This window comes from Myroides sp. LJL116, from assembly GCF_054871685.1.
This window is the reverse complement of record NZ_JBTXLR010000001.1, coordinates 216,535-237,738: the sequence shown is the minus strand read 5'-3', so window position 1 is coordinate 237,738 and position 21,204 is coordinate 216,535. Positions and strand designations below refer to the sequence as shown.

20 protein-coding genes and 3 tRNA genes are annotated in these 21,204 nt (G+C 32.7%); 17 read left to right on the top strand and 6 right to left on the bottom strand.

The features are described from left to right. Positions 1 to 29 precede the first annotated feature (29 nt). The gene (locus ACYSNM_RS01150) at positions 30 to 1,238 is read right to left on the bottom strand and encodes an ABC transporter permease (protein WP_461755278.1); all 1,209 of its coding nucleotides are present in this window, start codon (positions 1,236 to 1,238) and stop codon (positions 30 to 32) included. Next, on the bottom strand, positions 1,239 to 1,631 hold the full coding sequence (gene rbfA, locus ACYSNM_RS01145) for a 30S ribosome-binding factor RbfA (RefSeq protein ID WP_461755277.1): 393 nt from the start codon (positions 1,629 to 1,631) through the stop codon (positions 1,239 to 1,241). Positions 1,632 to 1,698: 67 nt separating this feature from the next. Between rbfA and mce the strand changes: the two genes are divergently transcribed. From mce to ACYSNM_RS01115, 6 genes are all read left to right on the top strand, one after another. After that, complete coding sequence (gene mce, locus ACYSNM_RS01140) at positions 1,699 to 2,100, top strand: methylmalonyl-CoA epimerase (RefSeq protein WP_461755432.1); 402 nt, start codon at positions 1,699 to 1,701, stop codon at positions 2,098 to 2,100. A 71-nt stretch (positions 2,101 to 2,171) separates the two neighbouring features. Further along, positions 2,172 to 2,248 (top strand) — tRNA-Ile (locus tag ACYSNM_RS01135). A gap of 23 nt (positions 2,249 to 2,271) precedes the next feature. Beyond that, positions 2,272 to 2,345, top strand: a tRNA-Ile gene (locus tag ACYSNM_RS01130). A gap of 579 nt (positions 2,346 to 2,924) precedes the next feature. Further along, positions 2,925 to 3,761, top strand: coding sequence for a hypothetical protein (locus tag ACYSNM_RS01125; protein ID WP_461755276.1), 837 nt, complete (start codon positions 2,925 to 2,927; stop codon positions 3,759 to 3,761). 134 nt (positions 3,762 to 3,895) lie between these two features. Beyond that, positions 3,896 to 4,264 carry a DUF983 domain-containing protein gene (locus tag ACYSNM_RS01120; protein WP_461755275.1) on the top strand — a complete coding sequence of 123 codons (369 nt, stop codon included), beginning with the start codon at positions 3,896 to 3,898 and terminating at the stop codon, positions 4,262 to 4,264. A 58-nt stretch (positions 4,265 to 4,322) separates the two neighbouring features. Further along, positions 4,323 to 4,393, top strand: a tRNA-Trp gene (locus ACYSNM_RS01115). Positions 4,394 to 4,433: 40 nt separating this feature from the next. Here ACYSNM_RS01115 and ACYSNM_RS01110 read toward each other — a convergent pair. Then, positions 4,434 to 5,309 carry a helix-turn-helix domain-containing protein gene (locus tag ACYSNM_RS01110; RefSeq protein WP_461755274.1) on the bottom strand — a complete coding sequence of 292 codons (876 nt, stop codon included), beginning with the start codon at positions 5,307 to 5,309 and terminating at the stop codon, positions 4,434 to 4,436. A 125-nt stretch (positions 5,310 to 5,434) separates the two neighbouring features. Between ACYSNM_RS01110 and ACYSNM_RS01105 the strand changes: the two genes are divergently transcribed. From ACYSNM_RS01105 to ACYSNM_RS01075, 7 genes are all read left to right on the top strand, one after another. After that, a complete protein-coding gene (locus ACYSNM_RS01105) occupies positions 5,435 to 5,734 on the top strand; it encodes a hypothetical protein (RefSeq protein ID WP_461755273.1) in 300 nt (99 codons plus the stop codon). A 6-nt stretch (positions 5,735 to 5,740) separates the two neighbouring features. Further along, positions 5,741 to 6,118 carry a hypothetical protein gene (locus ACYSNM_RS01100; RefSeq protein ID WP_461755272.1) on the top strand — a complete coding sequence of 126 codons (378 nt, stop codon included), beginning with the start codon at positions 5,741 to 5,743 and terminating at the stop codon, positions 6,116 to 6,118. Positions 6,119 to 6,126: 8 nt separating this feature from the next. Further along, the gene (locus ACYSNM_RS01095) at positions 6,127 to 7,266 is read left to right on the top strand and encodes a glutathionylspermidine synthase family protein (protein WP_461755271.1); all 1,140 of its coding nucleotides are present in this window, start codon (positions 6,127 to 6,129) and stop codon (positions 7,264 to 7,266) included. A 43-nt stretch (positions 7,267 to 7,309) separates the two neighbouring features. Beyond that, the gene (locus tag ACYSNM_RS01090; RefSeq protein ID WP_461755270.1) at positions 7,310 to 7,882 is read left to right on the top strand and encodes a pentapeptide repeat-containing protein; all 573 of its coding nucleotides are present in this window, start codon (positions 7,310 to 7,312) and stop codon (positions 7,880 to 7,882) included. Between the two features lie 73 nt (positions 7,883 to 7,955). Next, the gene (locus tag ACYSNM_RS01085; RefSeq protein WP_461755269.1) at positions 7,956 to 10,232 is read left to right on the top strand and encodes a hypothetical protein; all 2,277 of its coding nucleotides are present in this window, start codon (positions 7,956 to 7,958) and stop codon (positions 10,230 to 10,232) included. A 9-nt stretch (positions 10,233 to 10,241) separates the two neighbouring features. Beyond that, the gene (locus tag ACYSNM_RS01080; protein WP_461755268.1) at positions 10,242 to 10,988 is read left to right on the top strand and encodes an SDR family NAD(P)-dependent oxidoreductase; all 747 of its coding nucleotides are present in this window, start codon (positions 10,242 to 10,244) and stop codon (positions 10,986 to 10,988) included. 28 nt (positions 10,989 to 11,016) lie between these two features. Further along, positions 11,017 to 11,667, top strand: coding sequence for a WG repeat-containing protein (locus ACYSNM_RS01075; RefSeq protein ID WP_461755267.1), 651 nt, complete (start codon positions 11,017 to 11,019; stop codon positions 11,665 to 11,667). A 35-nt stretch (positions 11,668 to 11,702) separates the two neighbouring features. Here ACYSNM_RS01075 and ACYSNM_RS01070 read toward each other — a convergent pair whose 3' ends face one another. After that, positions 11,703 to 13,580, bottom strand: coding sequence for a TonB-dependent receptor plug domain-containing protein (locus ACYSNM_RS01070; RefSeq protein ID WP_461755266.1), 1,878 nt, complete (start codon positions 13,578 to 13,580; stop codon positions 11,703 to 11,705). Between the two features lie 219 nt (positions 13,581 to 13,799). Between ACYSNM_RS01070 and ACYSNM_RS01065 the strand changes: the two genes are divergently transcribed. Further along, entirely contained in the window at positions 13,800 to 15,410 is a 1,611-nt protein-coding gene (locus ACYSNM_RS01065; protein ID WP_461755265.1) for a L,D-transpeptidase family protein, read from the top strand. 75 nt (positions 15,411 to 15,485) lie between these two features. Here ACYSNM_RS01065 and ACYSNM_RS01060 read toward each other — a convergent pair whose 3' ends face one another. Beyond that, complete coding sequence (locus tag ACYSNM_RS01060; RefSeq protein WP_461755264.1) at positions 15,486 to 16,250, bottom strand: murein L,D-transpeptidase catalytic domain family protein; 765 nt, start codon at positions 16,248 to 16,250, stop codon at positions 15,486 to 15,488. 248 nt (positions 16,251 to 16,498) lie between these two features. Here ACYSNM_RS01060 and gpmI point away from each other — a divergent pair, with 248 nt between their 5' ends. Beyond that, the gene (gene gpmI / locus ACYSNM_RS01055) at positions 16,499 to 18,013 is read left to right on the top strand and encodes a 2,3-bisphosphoglycerate-independent phosphoglycerate mutase (protein WP_461755263.1); all 1,515 of its coding nucleotides are present in this window, start codon (positions 16,499 to 16,501) and stop codon (positions 18,011 to 18,013) included. A gap of 42 nt (positions 18,014 to 18,055) precedes the next feature. On the opposite strand, the gene ACYSNM_RS01050 is transcribed toward gpmI, so the two are convergent. Beyond that, positions 18,056 to 19,324 (bottom strand): acetyl-CoA hydrolase/transferase family protein, encoded by a 1,269-nt coding sequence (locus ACYSNM_RS01050; RefSeq protein WP_461755262.1) that lies wholly within the window; start codon positions 19,322 to 19,324, stop codon positions 18,056 to 18,058. A gap of 185 nt (positions 19,325 to 19,509) precedes the next feature. Between ACYSNM_RS01050 and map the strand changes: the two genes are divergently transcribed. Beyond that, entirely contained in the window at positions 19,510 to 20,328 is an 819-nt protein-coding gene (map, locus tag ACYSNM_RS01045; RefSeq protein WP_461754987.1) for a type I methionyl aminopeptidase, read from the top strand. A 31-nt stretch (positions 20,329 to 20,359) separates the two neighbouring features. After that, entirely contained in the window at positions 20,360 to 21,124 is a 765-nt protein-coding gene (locus tag ACYSNM_RS01040; RefSeq protein WP_461755261.1) for a class I SAM-dependent methyltransferase, read from the top strand. Positions 21,125 to 21,204: the final 80 nt, after the last annotated feature.

Below are 21,204 nucleotides of genomic sequence, written 5' to 3'. Positions count from 1 at the left end.
ATAAAGCAATTTAAGGAGATAAAACGGAATTATTTTCGTGTTAAATAAGCTTTATTCACACGAGAACTAGCCAAAAAGGAAGCTAGAAATCCTAAGATAAATATAGAAAATAAAACCATAAAAAGATTAAACCAATCGAATTCTATCGGATAGGCCATGTCAGGTCTTATCATAATAAAGGAAAAATGTTGTTGTAAAATAACAAAAACAACTCCTAGAATAACTCCTATTAAACCACCAACACTACTTATTATCATCCCTTGAAATAAGAATACTTTCTTTAAATCTTTTGCGGGAACCCCAATGTTATACAGGGTTTTTATATTAGGTTGCTTTTCTAGGATAATCATAATTAGAGCTCCTACAAGAGTAAATAAAGCCATAATAACTACTAAAACAAAAATCAGATATACGACCAAATTTTCTGTATTTAGCATACGGTATAAACCATCATTTAATTGAGCTTTATCTTTAAGAACTAACTCTTGAGTGAAAATTCTTTTAAGAGCTTGATTTACTTGAGTTTTAGAAACCCCTGGATTGGTTCTAAATTCAAGATTAGTCACATGATTTTCAGGAATTGATAATAATTCTCTTGCAAGATCAATATCTACAAAAACATACTTATTATCAATATCCTCATGTTGTGTAACGTAAACACCTATTGGCAAAATAGTTTTTCTTACAAAGGCATTTTCAGGGTTTTCTATCACCCCGACTCCAGGTTTAATAGAGATTGCTTCAAAAGGATTCTCCGTATCAAAAAGGCTCATAGAGAACAGTACAGGAATTCCAAATCCTACCACTGCATCATGGCTACCTGGTTCAAACCAATAACCATATTCCACTTTTTGATCAAATCCACTTACAGCATGGAAGTTTGGATCAACTCCCTTTATTAAAGCAACTGTTTGTTTTTCTTTGTAAGAAAAAAGTAATCTATCTTCCACCACTGGGGCTATAGCAGCAAATAAATTAGTTTGCTCTAAGGCTACAATATCACTTGGTAGTACCTCAAAACTTTTTCCCTTTTCGCTATATACTTTTAAATCGGGATCTAAATCATTTACAAAAGAAAGACTAAAAGTTCTCAATCCACTAAATACAGACAACACAATGAACATAGCCATTGCACTAACAACTATACCAACAGCTGCAATACTGGCAATAACATTAATTGCTTTACTTTTACTTTTACTAAAAGCATAGCGTTTGGCTATATAAAATGGAAAATTCAATTACTGATTCTTTCTAGTTTCTAATAAATCACGATTTTCGATTGGATTCTCCTGACCTTTAAGGGCATTGTCAATCTTTTCAATATAATCTAAGCTATCATCAATATAGAAATGTAAGTTTGGAACTTTTCTTAATTGATGTTTCACTCTTTGTGCTAATTCATGTTTAATCAAAGGAGCATTAGATTGGATAGCTTTTAAAAGCTCAGGCCCTTTCTCTGCAGGAAAAATACTTAAATATACTTTAGAGATTGATAAATCCGTAGTCACACTAACTTTAGAAACTGAAATAACTAGGTTAGTTATTCCGTTTGCACGCACTTGACCTTGCAAAATATCTACGATATCATTTTGCAAAAGTGCACCCATTTTTTTTTGTCTGTTTGTTTCCATATTGCAAAAATACAATTTTTTACCAACTAAACTTTTTTATATTTGTGAGATTAACTAAAAAATTATGATGAAAAAGATTGAACATATTGGAATTGCGGTAAAAAGCCTGCAAGAATCCAATTTATTATTTGAAAAATTATTAAACTGTGCACCATACAAACAAGAATTAGTAGAATCCCAAGGAGTTGAAACTTCTTTTTTCCTTAGTGGTCCTAATAAAATTGAATTGCTTCAAGCAACAAATCCAGATAGTCCAATTGCTAAATTTATTGAGAAAAAGGGAGAAGGAATCCACCATATCGCTTTTGATGTAGAGGATATTGAAAAAGAAATAAAAAGATTATCCCTTGAAGGTTTTACCATTTTAAACGAAATCCCTCAAAAAGGTGCTGATAATAAATTAGTTGCTTTCTTACACCCTAAAACCACTAATGGAGTTTTAATAGAACTGTGTCAAGAAATTAAATAATTTTAATAAAAACATTTGCATAAACCGATTAAAGGCACTAATATTGCACTCGTTAAAACGTCTTTATAGCGGGTCTAATAACTCAGCTGGTTAGAGTAGCTGACTCATAATCAGCAAGTCCCTGGTTCGAGCCCAGGTTAGACCACCAAAACACAAAATGCAATAAAGACCGGTCCAATAACTCAGCTGGTTAGAGTAGCTGACTCATAATCAGCAAGTCCCTGGTTCGAGCCCAGGTTGGACCACTAGTAAATCCCTCAACACGATGTGTTAGAGGGATTTTTTTTTACTATTATTCAAGACAAAAAACAGAATTACTTCCTATCAAGTACAATCGGCAATATCGATATTAGAATACTTATTAATAAAGAAATTGTTCCTTTTATTCTTCGATATAGACTTACTCTTTTTCCTTTTTCTAGCTTAACTTTAGAAAATAAGATTTACTTTTATTTTGCTCTAAAGTTTTTAAACTACCCTTTTTTTTTACTTAAAAGCTTTGCATTGTAGTTATATCAAGAAATAGTTTGAAAATACCTTTGTTTTCCAAGCTTTGGCACATATATTGCAGCAAACAAAGCTTCAAAACAATCGGCAGGTCTATTGAATAAAAAACTCTAGTATTATTGAATTGATTTTAATTCAATAATTGCATACTAAATAAATATAGAAAACGTTATACAAGTAGATATAAATACGATAAATATACCTATTTTTGCTAGTGATTATTGCACTTAAAATAATTTTCTATTTATCGTGAAATCAAAAGGTGTAATCTTCCTTAGAACTTGCAGCTATAAAACAAGAATTTAAAAGAAATCGAAATGAAAAAAATTATAATGTTGTGTTTGATGTTAGCATCTGTAGTTACTGCTAAAGCACAAGACCAAAATAGCATAGACCAGAACAACGACTTACAGGAAGTTGAGCAAGGTGGAAAAAAGAAAGAAAAGAAAGTTAAGCAAGACAAACAAAAAGTTGCTCCAAAGCTAGAGTATTTAAATATACAGGAAATATTAGACAATGCTAATAACTTAAAACTTACTAGCTACCAAGTTTCTGCTTTAAACATAAAAAATGAGTACATCAAAAGGGATTTGCAAAAACTTAATGCAAATGCTTTAATGCCTTTAAGTGAGAAAGAAATAATATTAAGAGACTTATCTATCTCTTATGATCTATTCATTCAAAAGATTTTAAAAGCAGACCAACAAAAAGAGCTAAAAATCTTACAAGCAGAAAACGCTGTTGCTCCTGAATATGATAAAAACAGTCTTCGTGTAGCATTACGTGAAATTGACAAAAACTACAAAGAAGAAGTAAAGGAAATCCAACGAAAGTACAAAGGCAACAAGTCTGTGTATTATGCACAAAGAAACCTTGCTAAAAAAAGACACGAGTTCAATAGAGTAACTACTATAGAGTTCTTCCAAAACTTAGGTAAAGACCAAGGAGATGAACAAGACAACTACGTAATGACTTTAGAAGAAATCTCAAATATCTATAAAGCATATGATGATTACTACTCTCAAGAAAAACAAAGTAATCCATTAGACTTTTTAGAAATAAAAGAAGAGTACCCAGCTAATGAAGAATATCTAGATGTTTATCCGGATGAAATTCCAGGAAACCAACAATACAATGAAGAAGGAGATTTTTAATCTCCTTTTTTTATGTCCTTATAGCACTAGAAATATACTTAAGAGCAAAATGTCCGAATAAGACAAAAAAACAAGTAGATTACCCCTATTATTAAAGTAATATTTTAGCGACATTTGCATCAAATTATAACATTATGTCTTTCTTAAAACAAGTTTTATCTGGCTCTTGTCCTAATTGCCAAAAAGAGAAATTATTTTACGACAAAGGGAATCCTATCACCTTCCGCATGCCAAAGATGACTAAAAACTGTAAGAATTGTGGATACAATTTCCATAGAGAAACTGGTTTTTACTTTGGAGCTATGTATGTGAGCTATGCCATTACAGTGGCAGAAATGGTTGCAATTATGGTTTTAAGGTTCCTTTTAAATTATTTTTTCGACCTTAACATATCTATGCTTCAAGCCTTTATAGCAATCGTAGCTGTTTTGTTTATTTTATGGACTTTTAACTATAGAATTTCAAGAACAATATGGTTAAATATTTTTTATAAAAAAGAATAGATTCTGTTAGGTTTATTAAATAAAAGTTCTTTATATTTGCACCGCATTACAACGGAATACGGGTGTAGTTCAAGGGTAGAATAGCGGTCTCCAAAACCGTTGATGGGGGTTCGAATCCCTCCACCCGTGCAAAGTAAAAAAGGCTTTCCAAATCGGAAAGCCTTTTTTTTTATTCGTATTTTTTCTGAAATTCCCTAGGTGTTATTCCCTCTTGTTTTTTAAACACTTTTGAGAAATAGGAATAATCTTCGTAACCCAAATCTAAAGCTATAGTTGCTAAACTTTTCTCACTATAGATTAGTTCTCTTTTTGCCTCTAATATTAAACGTTCTAAGATAATCTGAGTAGTAGTCTTATTGATTAATGTTCTGCAAATCCTATTCAAATGTTTTTGAGTCATATTTAATCGCTGTGCATATTGTTGGGCAAACTTATCTTCACGGAAATAAATTTCCACCATATTTTCAAATTCTATAAAATGAGTATAATATACATTGTTAGAACTTTCCTTATACTGTTTCCCCTGCAAAATGGTTCGATTACAACTGATGTAAAAAATACTGATCCAATTCACAAGCATTAGATGGTCCTTCCATAAACCTAAAGAAAATTCTTTTATCATATTTTGAAACAACATTTTAAGCTCTTTCATTTGCTCTTCTTGACTTACAAATCCATAAGAACAGTATAAAGAACTGAAAACAGGATATTCTCTCACGCTATTTCTAACAAAATACACATCTAAGAAATCTTGGGTATGAAACAAAACATATCCATCAATGTCCTTAGATAAGTCCCAACTATGCATTTGACCAGGACCTAACATAAAAACACTTCCTGGCGTTATATCATAGGTGGTAAAATCTATAGTATGGGTTCCACTGCCTTGGGTAAAAAACAAGCATACATAAAAGTTATGCCTATGTGGCTTTTGCAGATGCGCATGGTTATTAGCAAGATGGTTGACAATTGTATCTACATAAAAACCTTGATCCAAGGAATTTTTCGCTAAGTCATCTAATTTAAAAACTTTAATATGCCCCATATGTGTATAAAAATTATGAGAGTAAATATAGCAACTTTAAAATCGAATAAACTTTACAAATACAGAAACTATCATCGTATTATTAAAAGTAGTACCTTTAACAGATGTAATATCTCTTATTAGAAATGATGAAACTAAAATATTTTTTCCTAGTAGGTGCCTTCTCTCTATTAGGAGCTTGTAGTAATCCAAAACAACAAAATAACTTAGCACATTTGGATAAAACCTCAGCAAGAGAGGTTAGTTTAAGTACAGTGGTTAAAGGAGATAGTATCTACCATATTACTTCTCAAACCATTTGGGCAAATGACCAAGTTATTTTGACTAAATCAGACACTATAAAAACATTAAAGGAAATATCAGATTGGAATGCTAATAAACCTACTTCTTTAGTAAACCTACCAATTTTCGTAACCGTGCAATAATCTAATATGAAAAGAAAAAGTAGTAAGACTGTATCTCTAATTTTAATTACTGCCACCTTAGCTTCTTGTTCTACAAAAGAACCTGAACAAAGCCAAGTACAACGCGTTTATATGCGCGCAGATCAAAGTGCACCTTATCAAGAAGTAACCGAGCAATACCAACAGGGACGTTCCTATGGTACAGGTTCAATGGGTAGCGCATTATTATGGTATATGGCATTTCGCCCTTTGATGTCTCAAGGAGGCCGAGCTATGGGATATACATCCTCAGGATTATCTTCGGCAAGCAATATTGGAAATAACAACCAAAAAGGCCAAGTTGCAAAGACAGTACAACGTGGAGGTTTTGGTAATACAGCTAATGAAAAAACAGCGGCATCTTAAAACCACTTATGAAAATAAAACAACTTACACCAGATCCTCAGTGGAAAACCCAACTAGAAACATTAGGTTTTGGTTATCACACCGATAACGAGTTAACCTATTGGGTAGAGGACTACTATTTTAGCATACAAGAGGAGTTTGCTGATAAAGTATACCAGGCTACTGCTCAAGTATGGGAAATGTGTCTAGAAGCTGTACAATATGTAATAGACAACAATCTATTTGAAGATTTTAAAATACCACGTTATATAGTAGATCATATAAAGCAAAGCTGGGAAAATGAAACTCCTAGCATTTATGGAAGGTTTGACTTTGCATATGATCCAAGCACCCAAGAATTAAAAGTATTAGAATTCAATGCAGATACACCTACATCTTTATTTGAAACAGCTGTAGTACAATGGCATTGGATGCAAAAATACTTTAAAGAAGATGTAGATCAATTCAATTCAGTTCACGAACAATTAATCCAAACATGGAGCCAGATCAAGCCCTTTCTTAAAGGAAATACCCTACACTTTAGTTGTCTAAAACAAACCTTAGAGGATTTAACTAATGTAGAGTATTTAAGAGATTGTGCAATGCAAGCAGGAATAAACACCAAATTAATCTATGTAGATGATATTGGATGGGATGGCGAAAACTTCGTAGACTTGGAAGATCAAGTCATCACCGACATTTTTAAACTTTACCCATGGGAATGGTTAGTGTATGAGCCCTTCTCTGTACATATTCCAACAGACTCTCAACAGGCAAATTGGATTGAACCCTCGTGGAAGATGATACTTTCTAACAAGGCTATTTTGCCTGTTTTATGGAAATTATTTCCAAATCATCCTCTATTACTTGAAGCATATTTTGAACCCAAATCCCATATGAAAGATTTTGTAAAAAAACCTTTACTATCGAGAGAAGGAGCCAATATAACGATATATAAAGAGGGTACTATCTTTCAACAGACCCAAGGAGAATATGGCCAACAGGGTTATATCTACCAAAGTTTAGCAAATACTATAGAGCAACCAACAGGTTTTACCATTATTGGTAGCTGGTTAATTGGCCAAGAACCATGTGGAATTACCTTTAGAGAAAGTGATCAATTAATCACTACAGATAAAAGTAGATTTATACCCCATATTATTGAATAATCCCATGACCCATTATCTTGTATAATGGGTTAATTTTTTTCTTATGAGTGAAGATTTTATATACGACAAAACATTTGAAAACCAACATTTTGAAATAAACAGCATAAGTTTCAAAGAGTTTGAAAATTGTAAATTCATTGATTGTGACTTTACAGAATGTTCTTTTTTATCGGCAATTTTTATCGATTGTGAGTTTTCCAATTGTAATTTTAAGGATGCTCAAATTAATTATGTAGGACTCAGAACATGTGATTTTGCGAATTGTAATTTTACACGAGTAAACTTCGCTATGATAGACCAAACGATTTTTGAGTTTAATTTTTTTAACTGTAATCTAGAATTCACCCAGTTCTACAATCTTAAGTTAAAAAACATTTCCTTTATTAATTGTAGTTTAATTAGTGCTGATTTTATGCAATGCGACTTGACCCAAGCCCTGTTTGAAAACTGTAATTTACACAGAGCTGTTTTTACCAAAGCAAAAGCAGAAAAAGCAGATTTTTATTCCAGTTATAATTACGACATTGATCCTAGTAGTACAAAACTAAAAAAAGCTATTTTTTCTAAAGATGGTTTAGAAGGTCTTTTACTAAAACACCAATTAATTATCAAGTAGTCCCTAAAAATTACGTTATTTCAACATAATTTACGTATTTTAGAGAACATTTTCCTATACTAAAAGCCTACCAATGAAGCTAACTACCAAACAACGTACCTTAGGGATCTTTATTTTATCCCTTATTCTACTTTACCTATTTGGTCAAAGTCTTCTAAACGCGTACTTACATAGAGAATTACCTAAAATCATTGCCCAAAAGAATGACACTCCTTACAACTTAGAATATAAAAAGGTGGAATTCATTATTGCACTAGGTAAATTAAGTCTTTCAGAGGTATCTATTACCCCAAAAGACGAGCATGTACCTGATTCCCTAAGTCATTTCTATGGTCAAATTAAACAAATTTCTATCCAAGGAGTTGATTATTTTGAGTTGATTAAAAACCATAATATTAAAGCTTCTAAAATCACTTTAAACACCCCTGATTTTCAAGTTACCAAAGCTAAAGGAGATATTATTACTTCTAAGAAGCATAGCAAAGTAACCAATAGTGTAGATATCCATGAAATTAGAATTAAAAATGCTCATGTCCGTATAGAGGACATAGGGCAAACAAGTCCGATGGTAGAGGTCTTTAATTTTAATGCACAAGTAAATCAAGTAGAGTTTTCACAACAAACCAAAAACAAACCTATTCCATTTACTTATAAAGATTATACTTTAGAAGCGGATTCTGTATATGCCAGTTTAAATGAACACTTAAAATTACACTTAGGTTCAACAAAGGTAACTACAGATGATTTAGTAATGGACTATGTGAAAATCAAACCTATTGGGTATAATCAATATACCAATGATAATATTCTTCGTTTAGACCTTCCGGATATAAAATTATCCAAAACAGATTGGGGATATGATAATGAAAATATTTTCTACTTAACCATTGGCCAAATTTCAACGCCTTCAGCTAAGTTAGATATCTTACAGCACAAAATAAAAACAGAGCAACAACTACAGGAAGAGGCAAAAAAAATTCTTCCTACATTAATTCCATTTAACCTTTCTATTGAGCAAATTGCAATAAACAATCTTTATTTTAACTCCTTAGATACTTGGAAAACAACCGGAGCAACGATATTGCTTAATAACATTAAAAATACTATTAACCAGAAACTACATCTGCAAAGTATTCAATTAAACGATGCCGCTATTTCACATTTCCCAAAGCAAACATTTAATTCTCCTTCTGTCAAATTAAAACAAATCACCGATCATATACTAATTGATTCTTTTGCTATTAACAATGCTAACTTAATTGTAAAGCACTCTGACTTACCACAAAATACTTTAGAGATTAATAGTATTAACTCTTTAGTACAAAATATAGTTATAGACCCAAAAACTACTTTAAAAAAAGTACCTTTTTCCTATAGCACTCAACATCTAACAACCAAAAAAGTACATTATAACACTAACAAAACGTATGATCTTTATTTAGAATCTATATCTCTTAATGACACAGAATTACGCCTTGCTAATTTTCTAATGAAACCAAAGTATTCAAGAGCTAAGATTGTAAAGGATAACAAAACTGCAGTGGATATTTATAACGTACAGGCCAATGATATAAAGTTAGCTAATTATCAATGGCACTTTGATCAAAAGGGAGTTTTCAATTTAAAGAGTAAACAATTAGTTGCATCAAGAGTGAACGCCAATATCTACAGGGATAAGACTCCCCCACATGATACAATATATAAACCCCTATTTAGTCAGTCTCTACGCGAGCTAAATTTCGGACTTCAAATCGATAATACACAAATTGTCCAGTCTACTTTAGAATATGAGGAATATGATGAAAAAGCAGTAGCTCCAGGAAAGCTAACTTTCTCCAATTTATACGCTAACATTGATAATGTTTATAGTGGTTATGGTAAAAGTAACGTACCTGACACCTATATTCGAGTAGATGCCCGTTTTATGAATGCAGCTCCATTAGTAGTAAACTGGAAATTTAATGTACTTAACAAACAAGACCAATTCAATATCAATGGTACAATCAAAGGTTTTCCAAGTGATGCTATGGATCCCTTTATACAACCTTATATTAAAGCATCCACTAGTGGTAGACTTGATTTAGTAGAGTTTAATTTTACAGGAAATAATGAATATGCTACTGGACAATTCGCCATGGATTACAATAATTTAAAAGTGACCCTTTATCAAAAAGACGGAAAAGTAAAACGAAATTTCCTCTCTGCAGTAGGTAATTTATTTATACGAAAAGACACCAAAGGCAAGGTGATAACAAAAGATATTCGCGAGGTAAAACGAACGAAAGAAAAGTCTTTTTTTAATTACCTTTGGTTATGCGTACTGCAAGGATTAAAGCAAACTATATTATAATAATCAACTATGAAAACTGTATTAATTACTGGAGCTACCTCAGGAATTGGCAAAGCTACTGCCATGGAATTGGCTAAAGATTTTCGCCTTATTTTATGCGGTAGAAGACAGCAAAATCTTTTAGAATTAGAAGAAGAACTAAAAAAAATAACCCAAGTACATACTTTAGTATTTGATGTTAGAGACAAAAAAGAAGTCTTTGAGAAAATCAATACTTTGCCACAAGAATGGAAAAATATTGATATCTTAATTAACAATGCAGGAAATGCACATGGACTAGCTAGTTTTCAGCAAGCAGATCTACAAGATTTAGAAGACATGATTGATATCAACGTCAAGGGATTAATCTATGTAACAAAAGCTGTTTTACCTCATTTATTAGAAAGCACCTCAGCTCATATTGTAAACCTTTCCTCTATAGCTGGAAAACAAACCTATGGAAATGCAGCTGTATATTGCGCTAGTAAAGCGGCTGTAGAAGCTCTTTCTCAAGGTATGAGAATTGACCTACTACAACAAGGGGTAAAAGTAACAAATGTTGCGCCCGGAGCTGTTAATACAGAGTTTTCTTTGATTCGTTTTAAAGGAGATCAACAAAAAGCAGATAACGTATATGCTGGATTTGATCCTTTATCAGCTCAAGATATTGCCCAAACAATTGCTTATGCATTAAAGCAGCCTGATCATGTACAAATAGCAGATATAACTATACTACCTAAAGCTCAAGCTAACGCTAGTAGTATTCATAGAAAATAAATACGACCGATTTTATCTTAACACATACATGAATATACCATTAACAATTCTAGGCTTAATAGGATTGTACAACTTGAATGTTCAAGCCCACAAAGCAGAGCTAAAATCTTTTATAGAAATAAACTCTCTACTGCAAAGAAAAGACACTTTATATATTGACTTAAATAAGGATGTAGATTTCCAATTTGAAAATAACCTACAATGGTTCCAGGATAATAAATTAGCCCTTTTTGGTATTAAAACAAAACAAGGAGAATTATTTATGGAGCCGATGTTCTCTCAAATCGAATCCTTCAGCAATGGAGTTTCTATTGTAACTTTTGATAATCTTCAAGGGGCAATAAATCAAAAAGGAGAGATTGTGATTCCCTTTCAATACCAAGAATTACAAAGTAGCTCTCAAAATAGAATTGCCTTTTTTGAACTCGGACAATGGGGCTTTTTCAATACTAGAGGACAAATAGTAATTCCACCTAGTTTTGATTATGTCAGTGAATTTAACCAAGGACTTTGTTTAGTTTCCCTGAATAATAAGTTTGGGTATATCAATACTAATGGTGCAACTATCATTCCCTTAATTTACGATTATGCAAGTGATTTTGAGGATGACCAAGCTTTCGTTCAAATTAAAAATGCCTCCTTTACTATTGATACTAAAGGACGAAAAATAGCAGAATAAAAAAATGGTCCTTGTAAACAAGGACCATTTTTTTATTATTTACTTTTGAATTTAAATCCTAAATTAAACCATGCTTTAGGCAGAGGCACTACACCAGCCTCAATATAGGTAGTGTTAGTAAAGTTTTGCACATCTAAATAAATATCATAAGTAGGTTTTGTAAAACTAACTTTAAAGTTATTTACCCAATAACTTTTATAACTAAATCTTTGCTTGTATCCTGAGCTAAGGGTAAAGTGCCAGTCTCCTACATTTGAGCCTAACCTAGCCATTGCCTGATGCTTTAAGCTTTCTAAAACATATTTACTTTCTACATCTTGGATACCTCCAATTATACTAGGATCTAAATAGGTATAAGACAATCCAACATACCATTTTACTAATGGTCTATCAAAGCGATATTTTCCATCTAAATTAACTCCAAGAGTTTTGTTATTTCCTATATTAAAACTTTGGTATGGAAAATCCTTGCTTTCCCTAACCCAGTCAATAAAATTAGATATATCTCTATAGAATAAAAAACCAGAAGCCTCAAAGGTTTTATACTCATATTTACTTCCTAACTCTAATTGATAGGATTTTTCTGGTTGCACCTGTGGATTTCCGATATTTCCAGGACGCTGATCTAAGTATAAATCCGTAAAGGTTGGCAAACGAGTCGCACTTCCAACATTAGCCATCACTCTCCAATTGTCCTTGATAAAATAAGCCAAATCAAGTCCTGGGTAAAATTGCCAACCATAATTACTAGTATAATTAACATACCCCCCAGTATTAAGTTGTAACCTGTTCCATACAAAGGTGCTATATTCTAAAAATATACCATAGTTATTTTTATGGTGATTCCCCATATTGGTAGAATTTATTTGATCATATTGTAGTTGTGTACCTAAGTGAATACTTCCCTTATCTAATAAATACTGCATTTGCATTGCAATTTGCACGGAGGTATTATAATGTCTACTTCTTGCAGTATTTAAATCATGCTTATAAAAACGATAATCATCGAAGTTATAACGGATTCCTACGCTAGGAGTAAAGATTAGTTTATCGGAAAGGTAATTCTTTGCCTTAATATGCAAAATACTTGTTTGCACCACCTCCTCGGATTCCTTATCCGATGGCCAGGCATAAAATCCATTGGCACCAAATTTACTTTTAGCATACCCTGCTAAAACTTGAATAGAATTTTTGGGATTGACTAAGAAGTTTCCTTGATAAAAAAGTTTATCATTATTGAAGTCTGTATTATACCTACTTCCATTACCAAAATCATGACTTGCTGATAGTAAGTGATTCGACTTTTTCTTTGCAATACTTGCTCCAAATTGCACTCCCGTATTATAGTATAAATCCGCATCTTCTTGCTCCTGTTGCCTAGTAAAATTACTTCCAATTACAGCAGAGGCGAAGAACATCGATTCTTTTGGTGTTTTAGTTACAATGTTAATTACTCCTGTTAAACTATTGGCTCCGTACAAACGAGCCGCTGGTCCCTTTATAATTTCAATTCTTTGCACTAAATCTAAACTAACAGGCATATTTAAGCTGTTATGACCAGTTTGTGCATCAGATATACTTTGACCATTGATTAAAAGTATACTTTGATCAAAACTACCCCCATCAATACTAATATCACTCTGACTCCCAAAGGGCCCTCTACTACGAATATCTACACCTGAAACATAGGAAAGAACATCTGCAATATTCTTGGCAGGTAACTCTTTTATATCTTGAGCTGTTATTATACTTACATTTTTATTCTTCAAACCATTATGAGCTTGTAAGGAGGTATCATAGATAACAATTTCTTCTAACTGATCAGGATTGGAAATATTTTGTCCATAAAAAACAAAAGGACTGCATATAGATGCAAAGCCGAATAAAAAACGGCTAAAAAAACTAACTTTCATATTTTAAATATTACTGTTTACTATAGCTACTTCTAAGAGCTATAAAACTGTGGCAAAACTACTTAGGGTTTTACAATGGGCTATAGTCCAGTTTAATAATATACAGTAGGCCAGATATAGTTTCCTGAATTGGAAAGAATTATTACAAAACATCCAAGGTTTTACAAATAATAATGCGTATTTTTAACAGTAGTGTATTTATTTTAATAGTGAAATCCCATGAAATATATAAGCTTCCTTTTTTTAATTATAGTCTCTACTTTTGCTTGTACTTCTAAGAAAAAGCAACAAATGCGCATTGTCTTCAAAGATGCCGTTGCAGATACATTAGTTGTAGAGCCTATTGATGCTGTTGAAAAAACAGTGGAAATAGACTCTCTTTATTTACAAGGATATAATCAGGCTATCCAAGAATTCTATGCTTTAAATAATTTTAAAACAGCTTGGGGCGATTCAAAAGATAGACAAGATTTATTACAAGTTATTGCTGATATTAAATACGATGGAATCCAATCATCCATCTTTGATTCCTCTATTCTATCTAATTACGACCAACAATACACAACATTAGCAGATTCTGTTCTAGTGCAAGCAGATATTGCCTATACCACTACTTTTAATAAATTAACGCAAAGCTTATTCAATGGTATACTAGATCCACGAAAATTATATAATGATTGGGATTTAGAATACCATCAAATCAACACAGCTGCAACCCTTATTTTAGTATTAGATAATACAGCTGTACTCCAAGCATTTGACTCAATACGACCTCACCATAAACAATATGGAAGATATCGCGATAAATTAAAGCAATACTATGCCTTACAAGATACTTCTTTGTCTTTGCTGGATAGCCTACCAAAGCCGGGTAAAGACTACCAAGAGTTAATAGGTTTAAAAGAAAACTTACATTTCCTAGGATATTGGCCAGACTCAATAGGAATTGATCCGCACTATAATAAAGCCTTACAACATAGTTTAGAGCAATTCCAACAGGCTCATAAATTACCAAAGAATAATTATGTTGACTCGAAGGCTATTGAAGCCCTTGAAAAAGAGAAACAGCAACTATTTGAAAAGCTAATTGTAAATTTAGAACGCTTTAGATGGTTCCCACGAAAATATGGAAAGGATTATATTTTGGTAAATATTCCTGACTTCACTTTAGTAAGTGTTGCTAATCTAGATACGATACAAAAGCACAATGTAATTGTAGGAACCCCAAGGAGAAACACACCGATTCTAAGTTCTACCCTAACAACTGTGGTACTTAATCCCACATGGACCATTCCTCCTACTATTTTAAAGAATGATATAGTTCCAAAGGCTAAAAGGAATTCGAATTATTTTAATTCAATGGGCTTTACCATTTATCAAAACTCAACTGGTAAAGTAGTAGAACCTTCACAATGGGATGCTAGTAGGTATAATTCATATAGGTATGTTCAAAAAGGAGGCCCTGGAAATACACTAGGAAGAGTGAAGTTTATGTTTAAAAATAATCATTCTGTTTATTTACACGATACTCCGAATAAAACTTATTTTGATAAACAAGTTCGGGACATGAGTTCGGGCTGTGTTAGAGTACAAAATCCATTTGATTTAGTAGAATTTATTTTTGAACTACAAGATAATGATATTTCTAAACAAGATATAGACAAGATACTAAGCTCGGAAAAAACCACCAATATTAGTGTTTCAAAAAACCCTATTGGCGTATACTTATTATACTGGACTTTAAACTTAGATAAAAAGCTTTATCCTACCGTAATCCACGATATATATAATTACGATAACGTCTTGTATAAAAAATTAATCAGTAAATAAAAAAGAGTAGATAAACCCTAGACATTTGGTTTATCTACTCTTTTTTATTTTGTTATGTATTGCTATTGTCTACTACTATACAAATGTAGTTTTGTTTTGATATTGTGCACTATCATGGTAAATAAATAAACAAGATTTATCTTTTATTAAATCGATTAACTCTTTATTTACCTCAACAGGAACCGCTGGGCACCCAAAGCTACGGCCTAATCTTCCTTGAGCTTTGATTATATTTTCAGAAGCATATTTGGCTCCATGAATAACAATAGCTCTTTTACGCGCATTGTCATTGATACCTTTCTCTAGTCCATCTAATCGCAAAGACAATCCATTAATCCCATGATAAACCTCAGCAGTTTTATAAAAACCTAAACTACTCATATGGGATTCTAGTGTATTGGAAAAAGTGGAAGCAAACTCCTGCCCCGTCTTCATTCCATGAGCCACATAGGATTGTAGAACAATTTCATACTTATCCATATCAATAACCCAAAGTCTTTTCTTAGTAGAGGAAGCACTAAAATCAACTATGGTTAATTTGTTATTCAATATTTCTCCCTTTTCTTGCAAATAGAAATAGCCTTTCAAGGCCTGGTAAAAAATTTGCTGTGCAGGTAAATCAAAATAATTAGTAGTAAGAGAGGTGTATATTTGGCTTGCTTCTAACTCAAAGCGCTCTTCCTTACTCAATACACTTGTCTCTTTAGTCTCACTTTTTATACTTTCAAATACCTTAGTCTCTTCAAATTCTCTTTTGTCTAAAGAAGTTAAACTAGCCTTTAATCCTGCCCCGGTCAACACACAGGCTATAACCCCTATGGCAAAAAACATTTTATTCATTACTTACTAATTTATAGGGAGTTAAACCAAAAATTAAAAAAAGTAAAAATATAAAAAAAAATTACGCCACCCGTACTTTTATCGTTTTTTTACAACTAACTACTTGATTTTAACACTTCTAAGTGAATTCTTTTTCAACACATGCAAAACTTACTCAATAAAAAACAACAAATCTCTGTGCTGCAATAGATAAATTCCATTACTAATGAGTAATTTTGCATAACACAACTAATTTTTTTTTTAAGACTATGAATAAAAAAGTAATCTTAATGATTTTGGATGGTTGGGGACAAACCCAAGATCCAAAAGTATCTGCAATAGAATTTGCTAAAACACCATATATTGATTCTTTATATAAAAACTACCCGCATACTACTGTTCTAACAGATGGTTTAAATGTAGGATTACCAGAAGGACAAATGGGTAATTCAGAAGTAGGCCATATGAATCTTGGAGCTGGAAGAATAGTATACCAAGATTTAGTTAAAATCAATATGGCGGTAGAGAATAATACTTTAGCAGAAGAACCTGCATTAAAAGAAGCTTTTCAATATGCTAAGCAAAACAATAAAAAAGTACACTTTTTAGGTTTGCTTTCAGATGGAGGAGTACACTCTCATGAAAAACACCTATATGGATTAATCAATGCAGCTCATAACCAAGGAGTAAAAGATCTGTTTGTACATGCCTTTACTGATGGAAGAGACGTAGATCCTAAGTCTGGACTAAATCATGTGAAAAATCTTTTAGAACAAAGCCAAGGAAAAGCTCAACTTGCGAGTATCATTGGAAGATATTATGCTATGGATAGAGACAAACGTTGGGAAAGAGTAGCTAAAGCATATAACCTACTTGTACATGGAGATGGTCAAAAAAGTACAGATGCTTTAAAGTCTATAGAAAAAAGCTACCAAGACAAGATTACTGATGAGTTCTTAGAGCCTATTATAATGGTAGACCAACAACAAAATCCTATTGCAACTATCTCCCCGGAAGATGTAGTAATATTTTTCAACTTCAGAACAGACCGTGGTAGAGAGCTAACGCAAGTTCTAACTCAAGAAGATTTCCCTGAGTATAATATGAGTAAGCTGCCTTTATACATGGTTACCCTTACTAATTATGATCCGACTTTTGAAAAAATACACGTAGTGTACAATAAAAGCAATATTACCAATACACTAGGAGAAGTACTGGAAAAACATAATAAAAAACAAATCAGAATTGCTGAAACAGAAAAGTACCCACATGTAACTTTCTTTTTCTCAGGAGGTAGAGAAAAACCTTTCGATCAAGAGCAGCGCATTTTATGTCCTTCTCCAAAAGTAGCAACTTATGATTTACAACCTGAAATGAGTGCTTTTGAACTAAAAGATGCATTAATTCCAGAGCTAGATAAACAAGAAGTTGATTTTGTATGCTTGAACTTTGCCAATGGAGATATGGTTGGGCATACTGGAGATATGCAAGCAGCTATTAAAGCTTGTCAAGCCGTAGACCAATGTGTGGAACAAGTAGTGGATACAGCATTAAAGAACAACTATACCGTTTTAGTACTTGCTGACCACGGTAACTGTGAGACAATGATTAATCCAGATGGAACTCCAAATACAGCACATACTACTAACCCAGTACCAATGATATTAGTGGATAAGGATATTAAACAAATCCACAGTGGTGTTCTAGGAGATGTAGCTCCAACTATATTAGAATTAATGGGGGTAGAACAGCCTTCAGATATGACAGGAAAGTCACTACTTTAAATGAATAAAAAAAAGCTCCATAAAATGGAGCTTTTTTTATATCTATTGAATACTATCGAAATAAGTCTTCAAAATTTCCTCTCTAAAATTAGGATGAGCAATCGAAGCTAGAGCCTCTACTCTTTGACGAATTGTCTTTCCTCTTAGATCTGCTACACCATATTCAGTCACAACGTATTGTGCATGTGCACGTGTTGTAACTACTCCGGCACCTTGCTTTAAAAAAGGAACGATCTTATTTTCTCCTTTCTTAGTAGTTGAACTAAGGGCAATAATTGCCTTACCACCTTTGCTTAGGCTAGCTCCTCTAACAAAATCGACTTGACCTCCAACACCTGAGTAAATTTTTGATCCAATAGAGTCTGCACAAATTTGACCAGTAACATCTATTTCAACTGCCGAATTAATTGCAATTACTTTTGGATTTTGTCTAATAATAGAAACATCATTCGTATAAGAACATTCTCTAAATAAAAACAATGGATTATTGTCTATAAAATCATATAAGCGTTTAGATCCTACAGCAAAAGTTCCAACAGCCTTGTACTTATCTATGTTTTTATTGGCTCCAGTTAAAGCGCCTGCTTCTATTAAATCAATCACTCCATCAGAAAACATTTCTGTATGTAAACCTAAGTCTTTATGATTCTTTAATTTTTGTAATACAATTTCCGGAATACTTCCTATTCCCATTTGTAAAGTACTTCCATCCTCAATCATTTGAGCGATATAATTTCCAATTTGCTCATCTTGCTCACTAGCAATACCAGAGCCATAATCTTCAATAATTGGAGTATCAAAACACACCGCCGTATCAATTTGTGAAATGTGAATGCTTGCATCTCCAAAAGTACGAGGCATAAAGCTATTGATTTGAGCAATAACTAATTTAGCATTTCTAATAGCAGCTAAAGTTCCCTCTACTGTGCTTCCTAAAGAAACAAAACCATGTTCATCTACGGATGAAACCTGAATTAAAACGACATCTAAGTCTAAAATTTCATTATCAAATAAAGTAGGTACCTCGCTCAAAAACACTGGAGTATATGAACCATTACCTTGTTTAATAGTATGACGAACATTTCCCCCTGTGAAAAAAGAATTTACTCTAAAACTATCTTTATATTTTAAATCAGCATAAGCTGCAGGCCCAAGGGTGTGGATGTGACAAAACTCAACATCTGTTAATTCTTCGGCGCGATCGACAATAGCGTCAATTAAATGATTTGGAGTACAAGCTATACCATGTAGATAAATTCTATCTCCTGATTTTATCTGACTAGCAGCTTGTTGGGCGTTTAAGTATACCATCTTTTAACTAATAAATATGTACTTTTGGTTTAAATAATGTTTTTTATCAATGAAAAAACACACTTTTTTTATCAAAAGTGTAAAAATACGTTTTTAACTCTTTCAAGGCAACCAAAAAACTATACCGTTACATTTTTTTCATTGCTGGTAATAGTGTAATTTTGTAGCACTTAAAAATAAAAAGTATGATAATTCCAAAAACTCTAGAAGAAATTGAGTTAATCAGACAAAGTGCTTTGCTGGTTTCCAAAACTTTAGGAATGATTGCTACAGAACTAAAGCCTGGAGTAACAACTTTAGATTTAGATAAAAAAGCTGAAGAGTTCATCAGAGACCATGGTGCTGTACCAGGTTTTAAAGGCTTATATGGTTGTCCTTCTACTTTATTAACAAGTGTGAATGAACAAATTGTTCACGGACTTCCAACCAATACACCTATACAAGAAGGAGATATTGTTTCTGTAGATTGTGGAGCTTTAATGAATGAGTTCTATGGAGATCACGCCTATACTTTTGAAGTAGGTGAAGTAAAGCCAGAAACTAAGAAATTATTACAAGTAACTAAAGAATCTTTATACGTAGGAATTCGCGAATTCGTTATTGGAAATCGCGTGGAAGATGTAGGAAGTGCAATCCAACGTTACTGTGAGGCACAAGGCTATACAGTAGTTCGTGAGCTAGTAGGTCACGGTCTAGGAAGAAAAATGCATGAAGGTCCTGAAATGCCAAACTATGGTAAAAGAGGGAAAGGAAAGAAATTTGTGGAAGGTTTAGTTGTTGCAATTGAGCCAATGATCAATTTAGGAACTAGAAATATTAAGCAACTTAGCGACGGTTGGACTATTGTAACTAGAGATGGAAAACCATCTGCTCACTTTGAACATAATGTTGCCTTAATTAATGGTAAACCAGAATTGCTTTCTACTTTCCAATATATTTATGATGCTTTGGGAATTCAAAGTGATGAAGAGAAAGAATTTAGAGCTAAACCTTTAGTTTTATAAACTACTTAGTAAAGACTTCTTACTTTTTTCAATGAAGAAAACGTTCAAATGGATATTAAACATTGTACCTCGACCGATTTTAATTCGGTTGAGTTACCTTGTTAGACCTGTATTAGCATGGTATTTAAAAGGAGACAAATACACGGATCCTATTGACCAAAAAAGCTTTAAAACTTTTTTACCCTATGGTTATGCTACCACTAGGGCAAACGTCTTATCCCCTAGTACACTATCCTTAGAGAGACACCGCCTTTTATGGTTGTATTTGGTTAATGAAACCGATTTCTTTTCTAAAAAGAGAAGTGTTTTACACTTTGCCCCTGAACAAGCCTTTTACAAAAGGTTTAAAAAACAGGCCAACCTTAACTATATCACAACGGATTTAGAGTCTCCCCTTGCAGATGTAAAAGCAGATATATGTAATCTTCCTTTCGAAGACAATAGCTTTGATATGATTTTATGTAATCATGTCTTAGAACATATACCAGATGATACAAAAGCAATGCAGGAATTATACCGTATTATGAAACCCGGAGCAATGGGTATTTTTCAAGTTCCTCAAGACTTAGACCGTCCAACTACTTTTGTTGATGATTCTATTACTGACCCTAAAGAAAGAACTTTGATTTTTGGGCAGTATGACCATGTAAGAATATATGGAAGAGACTACTTTGATAAACTAGCTCAAATTGGCTTTAAAGTAGATCCAGTAGATTACACTTCTACCCTTAGCGACAAAGAAATACAGACTTACTGTTTGGCCAAAGGAGAAATCTTGCCAATTGTCTATAAATAGACATCTTTTATCTATTGCAAATAATATCAATTAGGTTAATAATTAGAGTGACCATTACTTTTGTGCTAAAAAAACAAAAC